This window comes from Corallococcus macrosporus (genome assembly GCF_017302985.1).
GTDB classification, from domain to species: Bacteria; Myxococcota; Myxococcia; order Myxococcales; family Myxococcaceae; genus Corallococcus; species Corallococcus macrosporus_A.
The window spans coordinates 140,016-154,412 of the sequence record NZ_JAFIMU010000006.1 but is presented as its reverse complement, the minus strand read 5'-3'; the positions used below and the strand labels follow the sequence as shown (position 1 = coordinate 154,412).

Here is a 14,397-nt window from a genome sequence, read left to right as displayed (position 1 = left end):
ATTCCCCCGGGGCCCCGTGACGACCGAAGCCAGGCCCAAGACGCGCGAGAAGCTGGTGCTGGACAAATGGCTCCTGGCTGTCCGCTGCTTCAAGGGGCTCCTGGCCATGTCCGGCGGCGCGCCCGCGCCCGCGCTCACAGAAACCCGGCCGCCGACCTTCGCTGACTGACCCGGGGCGTGGAGCTTGTGGGCGCGGGCCTCAGCTCCATCCCAGGGCTTCACGGCCCTCCAAGGGCTGTCGTCGGACGAACCGTGGAGCGCTACTGTCGATGGCACCGGCTTCCACTGGGGACCCCTGCAACCATGAGCGACCTGCTCTCCCGTGACCTCTCGTTGCTTCCGGACCTGCTCGACCAGGCCCGCGCGAGCGCCCTCGAATTCCTCACCGCCCTGCCCACACGCCCTGCTGGCATCCGTTCCGCGCCGCCCGCGCCGCTGGGATTGCCGGATGCAGGCCTGGGGGCTGGGGACGCGCTCGCGCTCTTCCGCCGCCGCTACGAAGCCGGGCTCTCCGGCTCGGCGGGACCGCGCTACCTTGGCTTCGTCACGGGTGGCACCACGCCGGCGGCGCTCGTGGGCGACTGGCTCGTCTCCGCGTACGACCAGAACGTGAGCAACGACGGCGACTCGCTCGCCACCAGCGTGGAGCGTGAAGCGCTGGGGCTGCTGCGCTCCCTCTTCGGCCTTCCGGAGTCCTTCGAGGGGGCCTTCGTGAGCGGCGCGACGGCGGCGAACATCGTCTCGCTGGCCACCGCGCGGCAGTGGGTGATGGAGCGGCTTGGCCACGACGTGAGCGAGGAGGGGCTGTGGGGCCTGCCGAAGCCCGTGGTGCTGGGCGGCGCGCCGCACGCGAGCGTGCTCAAGGCGCTCTCCATCCTTGGCATGGGACGGCGCTCGGTGGAGGCCGTCGCGTGCCTCCCGGACCGGCCGGTCATGGATCCGAAGGCGCTCGAGGCGCGGCTCGCGGCGCTCGGCGGTGCCCCGGCCATCGTGCTCGCGAGCGCGGGAGAGGTGAACACCGGGGACTTCGATGACCTGGAGGCGCTGGGACAGCTGTGCCGCCGTTACGGGGCCTGGCTGCACGTGGATGGTGCCTTCGGCATCTTCGCGGCCTGCAGCCCGGATCATGCGCAGCTGCTGCGGGGGCTCGCCCACGCGGACTCGGTCGCGGCGGACGGCCACAAGTGGCTCAACGTCCCCTATGACTCCGGCATCGTCTTCACGCGCCACCTCGCGTTGCAGGAGCGCGTCTTCCGCGCGGTGGCGGCCTACCTCGGCCAGGGGCCGGATCTACTTCACCGCACGCCTGAGAACTCGCGCCGCTTCCGGGCGCTGCCCGCGTGGATGACGCTCATGGCCTACGGTCGCGACGGGCACCGCGCACTCGTCGAGCGCAGCTGCGCGCTCGCGCGAGACCTGGGGGAGGGACTCGCGGCGTCACCGCACTACACGCTGCTCGCCCCCGTGAAGTTGAACATCGTCTGCTTCGCGCTGCGCTCGGGAGATGCCGCGCGCCGCGACCGCCTCCTTCAGGCACTGCAAGCGGATGGGCGCGTGCACTTCACTCCCACGCAGTACGCCGGTCGTCCGGGTCTGCGCGCGGCCTTCTCCAACTGGCGGACCGACGCGGCGGACCTCCCCCTCATCCTCGCGGCGCTGGAGGCAGCGGTTATTTCCGCTCGCTGAAGCAGGCATTTAGAAGGGGCTCCGCTTGGAGGCCACCAACGCTTCCGGTCGAATGTCGTGAAGAAATAGGTCAATTGACCTATATTCTTCGCCGGTCACGGAAGAAGCCGTGCCTGTGACGGGGGAGTCGCCATGGAGTCCGAAGGCCAGGTTTTGCTGATGGGGGGCTATGGAGTGGTGGGGGCACAGCTCGCCGTGTTGCTGCGGGAGCGCCACCCGAACCTGCCGTTGCTCATCGCCGGGCGCCGGGAAGCGCCCGCCAAAGCGCTGGCCGAGCGTCTGGGGCGGGCGGAGGGCGTCGCGCTGGATGTCCACTCGCCGGATGCGCTGGCGACGTTGGGTGAGAAGCCCCGGGCCGTGCTGTCGCTGGTCAACGACCCGGATGACACGCTGCTGCTGGCGGCGTCGCGCGCCGGGGTGCCCGTGCTGGACATCACCCGGTGGACGTCCCGGCTGAAGGCCACGGTGCTACGGCTCTCGGGGGCGACGCCGGCCGCGCCGGTGCTGCTCGGCTCCGCGTGGATGGCGGGACTGGTGCCGCGCCTCGTGGCGATGGCGGCGCGAAGGGTGGGGCGCCTGGAGCGCGTGGAGGTGGCCATCCGCTTCGCGCTCGCGGATCAGGCCGGGCCCGATTCGCTGGAGTACATGGACCGGCTGGGCCTGTCCTTCGAGGTGATGGAGGACGGACAGGAGCGGCACGTGTTACCGCTGACGGACGGACGGCGGGTGACGTTCTCCGACGGACGCCAGACACGGGTGTTCCGGCTCGACACTCCCGAACAGGCGACGCTGCCCCGGGTGCTGGGCGCTCGCACCGTGACGACGCGGCTGGGCTTCGACTCAGGCTCCGCGACCTGGACGCTCGTCGTGCTCCAGCGGCTGGGCATCCTGCGGCTGCTCCAGCATCCGCGCTGGACGTCGCTGCGCCGGGCGCTGCTCACCGGCAGCAACACGGGAGGCGAAGCGGCGTGGGTGGCGGACGTGGAGGGAGAGCGGGGGAAGGTCCGCATCGAGATGGTGGATCCGCGGGGACAGGCCCACCTCACCGCCGTCGGAGCGCTGCTGGGCGCGGAGCGGCTCCTGGGGTTGGATGGCGCACCTCCGCCGCCCCCAGGCGTGTGGTTTCCGGAGCATGAGCCCCGGCCCGAGGAGACGCTGGCCACCCTGCGTGCCTGCGGCGTCGAGGTCCGCATCGACGAGCCACTGGCGCGCGAGGTGGCGTGATGGCCCGCCGTCCGAGCAAGCAGGTCCCGGGGGCGCTGCCCTCCGCGAGCCCCCGGAAGGGGACGGCGGTGCACGCCAAGGGCACCGAGCGCGTGGGGCGAATCCTCGACGCGACCATGGAGGTCCTGGCCGAGGACGGCTACGCGGGGCTCAGCCTGCGCGCCGTGGCCCAGCGCGCGGAGGTGAGCCTGGGCAACCTCCAGTACTACTTCCCGGCGAAGCAGGACGTGGTGCGGGCGCTGCTGGCTCGCTACCTGGAGCAGGCGCTCCAGCAGGTCCGCGAGCGGATGGCGGGCGGAGGACAGGAGCCGGCGCGGCGGCTCGGGCTGGCCGTGGACGCCATCCTGGAGGACCAGGACTCGGCGCACGCTTGCCAGTTCTTCGCGGAGCTGTGGGCGATGGCCGCAAGGGACGCCATGGTCGCTGACGCGCTCGCGGTCTTCTACGCCGGTTATCGCGCGGGCGTCGTGGAGTTGCTGCGAGAGCTGGATCCCGAGCTCACCCCGGCGCGCCGGGAGCGGCGCGCGGCACTGCTGGTCGCGCTCTTCGAAGGACTGTCCCTCTTCCGGGGCGGCGGCAATCTTCGCGGCGCCTCGGTGCCTGGACTGGAGCAAGAGCTGCGCGTGCTGCTGGAGCAGGTGATGCTTCCAGGGGAGTCCGGCGTCAGAACGACGGCAGGTCCGACGCCAGATGTGCCGACAGGCCACCGTCCATCACCAGGGCGCTCCCGTTGACGTAGCCGCCAGCGGGCCCGGCGAGGAAGGCCACCATGCCCGCCACTTCCCCCGGCGTTCCGAAGCGCTTCACGGGGATCCGCTCCAGCAGCCGCTGACGTGCGGCGGCGGGCGCCTTCGCCAGCATCTCCGTCTCGATGTAGCCGGGGCAGAGCGCGTTGCAGGTGATGCCGTACGCTCCCCACTCCGCGGCGATGGCCTTCGAGTAGCCCACGAGCGCGTGCTTGGTGGCCGCGTAGGTGGACGACTGCGCCCCTCCGAAGAGGCCCATGATGGACGCGATGTTCACGATGCGCCCGTACCCCTGCGTCTTCATGCGCGGCAGCGCCCACTGACACAGGTTGCGCACGCCCTCCACGTTCACGCCGAACAGCAGGTCCCACTCGGCGACGCTGACCTCGTCCGCGCGATGGAACGGTCCTCCGATGCCCGCGTTGTTCACGAGCACCGCCGGCACGCCCACCTTCGCTTCGAGCCGATCCAACGCGGACATCACGTCGTCCCGGTTCGCGACGTCGCAGGCCAGCGGCCACGCGCGGCCCCCGGCCTCCACCAGCTGCTTCTGGAGCTGTTCCAGAGCGGCCACGTCGCGAGCCAGCAGGGCCACCTCGAACCCACTCCGGGCCAGCGTGGTGGCGATGGCCGCGCCAATCCCGCGGCTGGCTCCGGTGACGACGGCGACAGGGACCTTCGGTTGCGTTTGCATCAGAGGACTCCTCGGGGCGGGACGAGGCGGACCTCATCGACGCGCACGTTCAGGGGTTTGATGGCGATCTCCCAGATGCACTGGGCCACGTCCTCCACGGAGAGCATGTCCGCGGGGCTGAACTCCGGCCGGGTCTTCCAGAACGCGGTGTAGACGGCACCGAGCGACAGGAGCGTGGCGCGGATGCCGAACGCCTGGCCCTCCTCGTTCAGGACGCCCGTCAGTCCCCGGACGCCGTGCTTGGACGCGGCGTAGGCGCCGTTCATGGGGAGCGTGAGGTGGTCGCTCACGGAGCCGATGTGGATGATCCGCCCGCCGCCTCGGGACTTCATCCGCCGGACGGCCTCACGCGCGCACAGGAACGTCCCAGTGAGGTTCACGGCGAGGCTGCGGTTCCAGTTCTCGAGGGACGTCTCGTGGATGGGCGTGAAGGCACCGAAGCCCGCGCAGTTGATCAGGACGGAGAGCGGTCCCGACCGCGCCTCCGCCTTGTCGAACATCGACGTCACGGAGTCCTCGCGGGTGACGTCCACGTGCAACGCGTCCGAGGTCTCCTCCGTCACGTCCTGCGCGGCGCTCAGCACGCGCAGCCCTTCCGCGCGCAGCTTGTGGACGACGGCGCGCCCGATGTCGCCAGTCCCTCCAACGACGATGACGTTCCGAGTGCTCAAGCGCCGTGTCCTTCCCCTGGGGGCATGCCGCGGGGAAGGTAGTACGGAAGGTCCGGGGCCGTGCGCGCATCCTTCAGCGGCACGAGCCTCAGGTGCGTTGACTGGATGCGCGCCGGGCATGCCGGGCGCACGCTGCCGGGGGGCGGTCTCGGGGCCTACCCTCTGGAGTGCGCCCTGGAGGGACGGCGAGCCTCGACGGCTGGCGTCTCCCTGGCTGGCAGGCCAAAGCCCGCGCACGTGCCGGGAGCCCGCATGGAGCACTTCCTCACCCACGCCGAGCAGCCCGCAACGGCGCATCAGGCCAGACATGCAAGCAGGACCTGGCCCCGCTGGCTCCGCTACACGTTGCCCGGGGCCTGGGTGGCACTCCTCTTCGCATGTCTGGCTTTCACTCCGTCGCTGCTGCCGCGCAGCGGGCCCTTCCAGGGCTTCGTCAGCGGCCTCAGCGCGGCCATCGGCTATGGGCTGGGATGTCTGGGCGCGTGGCTCTGGCGGGAGTTCGCGGACCGCCCCGAGAGGACGCCCCGCCGGCATGCATGGCCGGTCTTCTTCATCACGGGCGGCGTGGCGTTGGCCGCCGCGCTGTTGCTGGGCTGGCACTGGCAGCAGCGCATCCGCGAGCTCATGGGCATGTCCGCGTCGGGTGGCGCGGGGTATCTCATCGCGCCCTTCGTCGCGGCGGTCGTCTTCTTCCTGCTCGTCGCCGTGGGGCGCGGGCTGCGCGCCGTGTCCCGCGCGTTGGCCACGCGGCTCACGCGACACGTCGGTCCTCGCGCGGCGCGGACGACGAGCTGGCTGGCCGTGGTGGTGCTCACCGCGCTGGTGGCCAGCGGCGTGCTCTGGGACGGACTCATCGCGATGGCGGACCGCACCCTGGCGGTGCAGGACACGCTGACGGACGAGGGCGTGTTCCAGCCACGCACCGCGCTGCGCTCCGGAGGCGCCGGCTCACCCATCGCGTGGGAGTCCCTGGGCCGGGAAGGGCGCAACTTCGTGGGGCGGGGGCCCTCCGTCGAGGACCTCTCCCGGTTCCACGGCACGGCCGTGAAGGAGCCGATCCGCGCGTACGCTGGCTATGCCTCCGCGCCGGATGCGGAGAGCAGGGCCGCGCTCGCGGTCGACGACCTGGAGCGGGCAGGGGGCTTCGACCGCGCGTACCTGCTGGTGGTGACGACCACGGGCAGCGGCTGGGTGGTGCCAGAGGCCGTGGACGCGTTCGAGTACATGACCGGTGGCGACTCCGCGATCGTCTCCATGCAGTACTCGCATCTGTGGTCATGGCTCTCCGTGCTGGTGGATCAGGAGCGAGCCCGGGAATCGGGCCGCGCGCTCTTCGACGCGGTCTACGAGCGCTGGTCCCGGCTTCCTCCCGCCCGGCGTCCGAAGCTGCTGGTGTTCGGAGAGAGCCTGGGCTCCTACGGCGGAGAGACGGCGTTCAGCGGCGAGCGGGACCTGGCCAACCGCACCGACGGGGTTCTCTTCGTCGGGCCGCCGAACTTCAACACCCTGTACCGCGCTTTCACCGACGACCGGGATGCGGGCAGCCCCGAGGTGGAGCCCATCTACCGGCAGGGCCGCATCGTCCGCTTCAGCCGCCGGCCCGGCACCGACATCCCGCCCGCGTCCGAGCCGTGGGGAGACTCGCGCGTGCTGTACCTCCTCCATCCCTCCGACCCCATCACCTGGTGGAGTCCCCGGCTCCTGGTGCGGAGGCCGGACTGGCTGCGCGAGCCTCGGGGCGCGGACGTGCTGGGGGGAATGGTGTGGATCCCCTTCGTGACGTTCTGGCAGGTGACGGCGGACCTTCCCCTCGGGATGGCGGTGCCCCCGGGCTACGGCCACGTCTACACCGGCGAGCACGTGGACGGCTGGGCCGCGCTCCTGCGGCCCGAGGGCTGGAGCGCGGAGCAGTCCGCGAGGCTGAAGGACCTCCTGCGTGCGCGGAATGCCTCGAGAAGCAATTGAGCTCCCTCGAAGGAACGACAGTCAGGACAGGGCGCGGGGAGGCTGTGAAAACAGTGCTCGGACGAATCTCCGGGCGTTTTCAAGGTGGGAATCCTGGCGGAGGTCCTTGCGCAACACCTCCGCCAGCCAAGCGTTCCCATGTCCCCCGACGGTCTGATCGAAGCTCTCTATTTCACCCGACTCCACGACAAAGAGACCGAGTTGCTTGAGGTCGGCAAGGAGGGCCTCGGCCACCTGACGCAACTGCCCCTTGGGGACCGTGTCCAGCCCCAGATCCTTCGCTGCATCCCAGGGCGAGGCTCGCTTGAGTACGCCCTTGATGCTCCTGGCCACCTCCAACGGGAAGGTCGGCGTGCTGACCTGTTCGAGGAGTTTTTCGATCTCCTTCCGAACGTGGGCGGTCTCCAGCTCCGGCCTGAATTGCTCGACGCCTGCCTTGACCCTCTTCCAGCGAGCCTCGAACGCGTCCCATCTTCCGCCGAGTGCTTCGATGGCTTCCTTGAGAGGGGAGCGGTCGTTCAAGATGTCGAAGTCCAAGATGGCGCGTGTGGGAACACCGATGCTGGCCAGGGCCGCAGCGATCTCCGGAATCTTTTGTTTGCCACCCGTGCTCGTGAACATGACATCCGGCCTCCGGGTGTCTGCATCTTCCGGCTGAATCGCGTCGAGGATCGCGGCATAGAAGCGGCAGTCCCCATCCGCTTCGCAGAGCACGACCTGTTCATGGAACAGGCTGTCCAGGGTGTTGGAGAAGCGCAGGATCGGATCATCCCAGAGCGTGCGGATCCGCTCGCTGTCCAGCGCACACGCATGGTTGACGTTCCCCTCGCGGGTGAGCCGGATGATCTGGAGGGCTGAGGGGTTTGCGTCCAGGAGCCCCCGGAGCAGATCTCCGCTGTGGGTCGCGATGATGAGCTGACGCCCGACGGGCTTCTCCCTGGCCAACAGCGTTCCGAGGAACCGCGCCTGGGGCGGGTGAAGGAATGCCTCGGGTTCGTCGATCATGACGACGTGCTTGTCGGCGGCGGAGACTTCAAGGAGGCAGCCCGCGAAGCTCCGCATTCCGTCGCCCTGATTCTGAAGCAGTGGCAGAGCCTGGAGTTTCCGGGCGTAGCTGGGAGAAACCCGGTCTTCGCCGGGCTCCAGCGGAGGAACATCTCCACAGTGGAGCGGCAATGTGTAGCCAGCGGTCCGGTTGACGATGAGCGCTTGGCCGAAGGCTCGCTGGAAGTAACGGCTGAGCCGGTCCGCCAGCACCGGATCGACGCACATATTCTGGATGGGAGAGGTCGGAATCTCTGCCGTGAGATTGAATACGTCAGCGGGCTCAGTGGCCTTGAAGCGAGTAGCGAGATCGAGCAGATGGAAGAAGGTCCCGGAGAGCGACTCGAAGCCTGGCTGCTGCTCCCAGAACGCCGTGAGTATGCTTTCACGTATTTTCTTGGGGTCGGGGCTCAGGAGGGAGGAGCCACCGATGGAGGAGGGCTTGATCTTCGAAAAGATGTTCGCGTCCTGCAGCGCGGTTAAGGCGTAATGCTTGCCACCTGGTAGACGATACGGTGCCAATCTCTCCAGGAACGCTTCGGCTGTCCCGCGATGCCCGATCTTCATGTCGGTGACGACGTGACGGCTCTTCTCGGACGAAACTGCTCCTGACCGGCCAAGAATCTCCCGCAGGGTCGCGCTCTTTCCTTCGTTGTTGGGCCCGACGATGACGACGATGGAGTCGGGTTCAAGCGCGATGCTTGCACCCCCACTGAACGTGAGTTGCTCGATGAAGAGTGACGCGGTCATCCAACCTCCGGGTGCGGCCATGCTGGCACGTCCAGCCGCTGAGGAACGGGGAAGAGCCGTGACTGCCCACCCGGGACGGCTCCGGCGGTGAACCCGTGTGCCGCTGTGGCTGGAACCGGTGTCCTCATGGGGAGTTGTCCCGTTTCTGGGCCAAATCCCAAGTAAATCCGGTTGTTTACGGCCACTCAACAGGCCCCTCCGGGCATCCCTGCCGCTTCGCGCTGCCGGCCCCGGGCAGGCCCGCCTCGCCGTGGATCCGCGCCGAGGCTCCCAGCTTGCCCTGAAATCACGTATAGGCCCTCCGCACATTTCGCGCGGCACGCGAGCGATCCGCAGGGCGAGCGGTCTGAGGCCCCCGGGACTGCTCTGGAGGAACGGATGGAGTTGTCGAGTCTCGAGTCGAATTTCTGGGCGATCGCACCGAGCGTCATCGGCGCCGTCGGTCTGCTCTTCTCTGCGTTCTTCTACTTCCGCGTCAAAGGACTCCCTGACGGCGACGCGACGATGAACCGCATCGCGGGCTACATCCGCGAAGGCGCGATGGCGTTCCTCGTCCGCGAATACAAGGTGCTGGCGGTCTACTGCGTCGTCGTCGCGGTGGTCATCGGCCTGGCGCTGGGCCCCGTCGCGAGCGCCAGCTTCGTGGCGGGCGCGTTCCTGTCGCTGCTCGCGGGCTACATCGGCATGAAGGCCGCGACGTTCGCGAACGTGCGCACCGCGCAGGCCGCGCGCACCGGCTCCAAGCCGAACGCGCTGCTGGTCGCGCTGGACGGCGGCGCCGTCATGGGCCTGGCCGTCGCGGGCCTGGGCCTCATCGGCATGGGCGTCGTCTACTACGTGTTCCGCGACAGCAAGGACCTCTCTCCCATCCTCCACTCGTTCGCCGTGGGCGCCAGCTCCATCGCACTGTTCGCGCGCGTGGGCGGCGGCATCTACACCAAGGCCGCCGACGTGGGCTCCGACATCGCCGGCAAGGTCATCGAGAACATCCCCGAGGACGACCCGCGCAACCCCGGCGTCATCGCCGACAACGTGGGTGACAACGTGGGCGACGTGGCCGGCATGGGCGCGGACATCTACGAGTCCATGGTGGCCGCCATCGTCGCGGCCATGGCCATCGCGCTGACGGCCAACGCGACGGAGCTCTCCCGCCTGGTGGTGGACTCGAACGCGACCGGCAACGCGAAGCTCGCGGGCGTCATCCTGCCGCTGGTGCTGTCCGCCATCGGCCTGGTGGTCAGCCTGGTGAGCATCTTCATCGCCCGCGCGCTCAAGCACATGAACCCCGCGCAGGTGCTGCGCAGCGCGCTCATCATGCCCCCCGTCATCCTGGTGGGCCTGTCGTTCGTGCTGATGAACGTGTTCGGCCTGTCCCAGTCCATCACCGTGGCGCTGGCCGCGGGTGCCTTCGGCGGCGCCATCATCGGCCTCGTCACCGACTACTACACCTCCTCCACGCCGGTGCAGCGCATCGCCGAGTCCTCCATCACGGGCGCGGGCACCAACCTCATCCGCGGCCTCGCGGTGGGCATGGAGAGCGTGGGCATCTCCATGGCGACCATCGCCCTGGTGGCGTACATCGCGGACCGCGCGCTCGGCCTGTACGGCATCGCGCTGTCGGCGGTGGGCATGCTGGGCGGCACGGCCGTCGTGATGACGGTGGACGCGTACGGCCCCATCTCCGACAACGCGGGCGGCATCTCCGAGATGTCCGGCCTGGGCCCCGAAGTGCGCGCCATCACCGACGAGCTGGACGCGGTGGGCAACACCACGGCCGCCATCGGCAAGGGCTTCGCCATCGGCTCCGCGACGCTCACGGTCATCGCGCTGTTCTCCGCGTTCAACCTGGAGGTCAACCACACGCGCGTCGCCAACGGTCTGGCGGAGATGAGCCTGGAGCTGACCAACCCGAACGTGATTGTCGGCCTGCTGCTCGGCTCCATCCTCCCGTTCCTCGTGGGCGCCTCCACGATGCTCGCCGTGGGCCGCGCCGCCGGCGCCATCGTCGAGGAGATTGGCCGTCAGTTCCGTGAGATTCCCGGCCTGATGGAGCTCAAGGCGGAGCCGGACCCCAAGAAGATCGTTGACATCTCCACCAAGAGCGCGCTGCGCGAGATGATCTTCCCGGGCCTCATCGCCATCGTCGCCCCGCCGCTGGTCGGCTACGTGCTGGGGCCCCTCGCGCTCGCGGGCCTGCTGGCTGGTTCGCTCGTCGTCGGCGCCACCATGGCCCTCTACATGGCCAACGCGGGCGGCGCCTGGGACAACGCCAAGAAGTACATCGAGAAGGGCAAGCTGCCGGGCCACGCGAAGGGCTCGGCGGTCCACAAGGCCGCCGTCGTCGGCGACATGGTGGGCGACCCGTTCAAGGACACGTCGGGCCCCGGCGTGGCCATCCTCATCAAGGTCATGAGCGTCGTCTCGCTGCTCGTGGCCTCGCTGATCGCGCTGCGGTAGTTCGCTTCCAGGGTGCGGCCCCCTGTCCGGGCGCGCCGCACCCTGGGTGTGGAAGAGCCGGCACCCGGCCAGACGATGCATACACTTTCAAGTGTTCCGCGATCGCTCTGACAGTGAGGTGTCCCATGGTCCTGGAGCTCTCTCCACAGCAATTCCACCTCCTCCATGCCTGTCTGGCCGAAAGCATCGACGGGCTGCATGACGAGGTCCTGCGCACCGACGAGCACGACCTGCGCGGTGAGCTGAGGGACCGGCTGGAGCAACTGCAGGCCCTCCAGCGCCAGGTGGAAGCCCGGCTGCCCCAGGAGCAGGCAGCGCTCTGACGGACGCTGGACCGGCCACCGGGTAGGCCGTGCGGAGGGGCGGACGTCCCCCGCGAAACCTTGCGGAGGCTTGAGGGAAATCGCGGTAAGCCGTGATTTCCACTTCCTTGCCCCCGAGGTCTTCCGATGAAGCGTTTCCTGCTGTCCGCCGCCACGGCGCTGGGCCTGACGCTGGCGTCCGCACCGGCGCAGGCCCAGTCCCCCGGTCCCTTCTCACCGTTCGCGCCGTTCGAGCTGCGGGTGAACTTCCAGCCCGCGAGCGCGCCGGTGCCGGCGGGCTTCGTGGCGGACTCCGGCCAGGTGTACGGCAACCGGGGCAACGGCTTCACCTACGGGTGGAACCAGGACAACACGGCCAACACGCGCGACCGCAACAACCCCAGCACGCCGTCGCAGGCGTACGACACGATCATCCGCACGCAGAACGGCGCGAACTACACCTGGGAGCTGGCCGTGCCCAACGGCTACTACGAGGTGCGGCTGGTGGCGGGGGACTCGGACTTCATCGACAGCGAGTACGCCTTCAGCGTCGAGTACTACGGCGACATGCTGCGCGGCACGCCGACGGCGGATCAGCACTTCTTCGAGGCGGTGAAGCTGGTGGACGTGAGCGACGGCAGGCTGACGGTGCGCAGCAGCAGCCCGGCCGTGAACAACAAGCTCGCGTTCCTGGAGGTGAAGCGGAAGTTCGGCATCGACATCAACTTCCAGCCCGCGTCCAACCCGCCGCTGGAGAACTTCGGCTACCTGCCGGACAACGGGCTCGTGTATGGCGCGCGGCAGTTCGGCTTCACCTACGGGTGGAACGTGGACAACACGGCCAACATGGTGGACGCGGGCCATGACGTGGACATCGTCGCGCAGCGCCACGCGCGCATGCAGCAGGGCGGTGAGCGCGTCTGGGAGATCGCCGTGCCCAACGGCGTCTACCAGGTGAGCATGCTGGCCGGCGAGCCGTTCAACTACGTGGGCGCCTACCGCATCCAGGCGGAGGACACGGTGGTGCTCAGCGGCATGCCCACGGGCTACGGCTTCACCACGGGCATGGCGAACGTCGCGGTGCACGACGGCCGCCTCACGGTGAAGAGCGCTCCGGGCGCGGGGAACAACCGCATCAACGCGGTCTACATCCGCCAGCAGTAGCGTCAGCGCGGGGCAGGGGTGGGCTTGCCCTCCAGGGGATGTCCCCGGGTGCCGGCGGCCCACTCCTCCCAGACGTTGAAGGACTTCATCTGCGGGCCCAGGTCGGTGTCGCGGATGAGCGCCTCCACCTCCGCGCGGCTCTGCCGGGGCAGCTTTTCGTCCATGGTGGCGAAGCCCCACGCGAGCGCGCCCACCACGGCCGCGTTGGTGCGCAGCGTGCGGGCGTCGCACTGTTCGAACTCGTCCGAGCGCGCGTGGTAGTTGGGCCCGTACGTGGCGGGCTCCTGGTTGGCGATGAGGTTGGCCACGCCGTGCATCATGAAGTCGAAGTTGTCGGTGCCCACCACCGGCACGTCGACCTGTGTGAAGGGCCCCAGGCCCTCCACCGGCTTCAGCGCCCGGTCCACCAGCGGCACCAGCGCGGACCGGCCGTTCGTGTAGAAGCCGGTGATGCGTCCGCAGCCGATGTCCACCGACAGCGCCAGCGTGTGGCGGTCCAGCTCCGCCGCGTGCGTGCGCGTATAGCCGGCCGAGCCGTACATGCCCTGTTCCTCGCCGTTCCAGAGCGCGAAGCGCACGGTGCGCGCGGGCTTCAGGCCCAGGCGCTGCATCTGCCGCGCGAGGTCGAGGAGCATCGCGACGTTGGCGCCGTTGTCGAGCGCGCCGCCGCCCAGGTCCCAGCTGTCCAGGTGCGCGCCCAGCACGATGACCTCGTCCGGGCGGGTGGTGCCGCGAATCTCACCGATGACGTTGCGTGCCTCGTAGGGGCCGCCGGTGCGCAGGTCCAGCGCGGCGGTGAGGCTCAGGGCCTTGCCCGCGCGCAGGAGCCGCAGGGCGCGCTTCGCGCCGTCGCGCTCCATCACCATCATGGGGCGGGTGTTCCGGGGACCCGTGGAGACGCTGTGCCGGTAGAGCTGGTTGCCGGGCCGGCTGCCCATGTAGACGACGCCGGCCACGCCCGCGGCGAACGCGCGGGTCTCGATGAGCGCCGCCTCGTCGTACTCGCGGAACAGGCCGTCGACGTCCTTGAGCTCGTCCGTCTCCACCAGGAGGAAGGCACCGCGCGCCTTCGCGCCCAGGCGCTGGAAGTCCGCCTCGGTGCCGCGGCCCGCCTCCAGCAGCGGCGCGGTGAGGCCGCCCTTGGGCGTGGCGGTGGAGAAGGGCATCGCGGCCACGCGCGGGGCGAAGCGCACGCCCGGACCCTGCACGGAGGCGCTGGCGCCGCGCTCCAGCCACAGCGCGGGCATGGGGAAGGCCTCCGCGCGCGCCGTCACGCCCGCGGCGCGGAAGCGCTCCAGGGCCCATTCCACGGAGCGGTTGTTGGCCTCGGAGCCCGTGGCCCGGCCGCCCACCTCGTCCACCAGCGAGCGCAGGTCCTCGAGCATGGGCGTTCCACCCAGCACGCTGCCCACGAGCAGCGCGGCTTCACGCTCACGCGCGGACGGGAGGGGCGCGTCGGCCCTGGAGGGTGCCGGGAAGGCCAGGGCGAGGGACAGCGCCGCGAGGCGCGGCAGCAGGCGGGACGAGGACATGCGGAGGGCACCCGGGGAAGAGGACGGCGCAAGCATTTCCCCCCAGCCTTCCCCCGGCAAGCGCGACTCTCCGGCTCCGGGACGCGTCAGGTCGTGCGGGCGCCATCCCGCGTGTGCTCTCATCCCCGGCGCCGGTCACGGGACCGTGCTTGCTTGAGACAA

Annotated in this window: 12 protein-coding genes; 8 read left to right on the top strand and 4 right to left on the bottom strand. The window is 69.6% G+C overall.

Annotated features, from left to right (window positions below; translation table 11 throughout):
• Positions 1 to 16 precede the first annotated feature (16 nt).
• The 4 genes from JYK02_RS10730 (at position 17) to JYK02_RS10715 (ending at position 3,644) form a co-directional block, all read left to right on the top strand.
• Complete coding sequence (locus JYK02_RS10730) at positions 17 to 169, top strand: hypothetical protein (protein WP_242588640.1); 153 nt, start codon at positions 17 to 19, stop codon at positions 167 to 169.
• A gap of 134 nt (positions 170 to 303) precedes the next feature.
• A complete protein-coding gene (locus JYK02_RS10725) occupies positions 304 to 1,686 on the top strand; it encodes a pyridoxal phosphate-dependent decarboxylase family protein (RefSeq protein WP_207050827.1) in 1,383 nt (460 codons plus the stop codon).
• Positions 1,687 to 1,845: 159 nt separating this feature from the next.
• Positions 1,846 to 2,910, top strand: coding sequence for a saccharopine dehydrogenase family protein (locus tag JYK02_RS10720; protein ID WP_242588639.1), 1,065 nt, complete (start codon positions 1,846 to 1,848; stop codon positions 2,908 to 2,910).
• Positions 2,910 to 3,644: a TetR/AcrR family transcriptional regulator gene (locus JYK02_RS10715; protein WP_242588638.1), complete on the top strand. Its 735-nt coding sequence runs from the start codon at positions 2,910 to 2,912 to the stop codon at positions 3,642 to 3,644. Before JYK02_RS10720 ends, JYK02_RS10715 begins: the two co-directional genes overlap by 1 nt.
• On the opposite strand, the gene JYK02_RS10710 is transcribed toward JYK02_RS10715, so the two are convergent.
• Positions 3,574 to 4,350 (bottom strand): SDR family NAD(P)-dependent oxidoreductase, encoded by a 777-nt coding sequence (locus tag JYK02_RS10710; RefSeq protein WP_207050825.1) that lies wholly within the window; start codon positions 4,348 to 4,350, stop codon positions 3,574 to 3,576. The two genes, JYK02_RS10715 and JYK02_RS10710, sit on opposite strands and share 71 nt — an antisense overlap.
• On the bottom strand, positions 4,350 to 5,021 hold the full coding sequence (locus JYK02_RS10705; protein ID WP_207050824.1) for an SDR family oxidoreductase: 672 nt from the start codon (positions 5,019 to 5,021) through the stop codon (positions 4,350 to 4,352). The genes JYK02_RS10710 and JYK02_RS10705 overlap by 1 nt, the downstream gene beginning before the upstream one ends.
• A 360-nt stretch (positions 5,022 to 5,381) precedes the next feature.
• Here JYK02_RS10705 and JYK02_RS10700 point away from each other — a divergent pair, with 360 nt between their 5' ends.
• A complete protein-coding gene (locus tag JYK02_RS10700; protein WP_347402464.1) occupies positions 5,382 to 6,986 on the top strand; it encodes an alpha/beta hydrolase in 1,605 nt (534 codons plus the stop codon).
• Between the two features lie 21 nt (positions 6,987 to 7,007).
• Here the strand turns inward: JYK02_RS10700 and JYK02_RS10695 are convergent, their stop codons facing one another.
• The gene (locus JYK02_RS10695; RefSeq protein WP_207050822.1) at positions 7,008 to 8,780 is read right to left on the bottom strand and encodes an AAA family ATPase; all 1,773 of its coding nucleotides are present in this window, start codon (positions 8,778 to 8,780) and stop codon (positions 7,008 to 7,010) included.
• A 378-nt stretch (positions 8,781 to 9,158) separates the two neighbouring features.
• Between JYK02_RS10695 and JYK02_RS10690 the strand changes: the two genes are divergently transcribed.
• The 3 genes from JYK02_RS10690 to JYK02_RS10680 all read left to right on the top strand — a co-directional run bounded on the left by JYK02_RS10690 (position 9,159) and on the right by JYK02_RS10680 (position 12,703).
• A complete protein-coding gene (locus tag JYK02_RS10690; protein WP_207050821.1) occupies positions 9,159 to 11,237 on the top strand; it encodes a sodium-translocating pyrophosphatase in 2,079 nt (692 codons plus the stop codon).
• Positions 11,238 to 11,362: 125 nt separating this feature from the next.
• Complete coding sequence (locus tag JYK02_RS10685) at positions 11,363 to 11,560, top strand: hypothetical protein (RefSeq protein WP_207050820.1); 198 nt, start codon at positions 11,363 to 11,365, stop codon at positions 11,558 to 11,560.
• Between the two features lie 126 nt (positions 11,561 to 11,686).
• Entirely contained in the window at positions 11,687 to 12,703 is a 1,017-nt protein-coding gene (locus tag JYK02_RS10680; protein ID WP_207050819.1) for a hypothetical protein, read from the top strand.
• A gap of 2 nt (positions 12,704 to 12,705) precedes the next feature.
• On the opposite strand, the gene JYK02_RS10675 is transcribed toward JYK02_RS10680, so the two are convergent.
• A complete protein-coding gene (locus JYK02_RS10675; RefSeq protein ID WP_207050818.1) occupies positions 12,706 to 14,235 on the bottom strand; it encodes a M28 family metallopeptidase in 1,530 nt (509 codons plus the stop codon).
• Positions 14,236 to 14,397 lie beyond the last annotated feature (162 nt).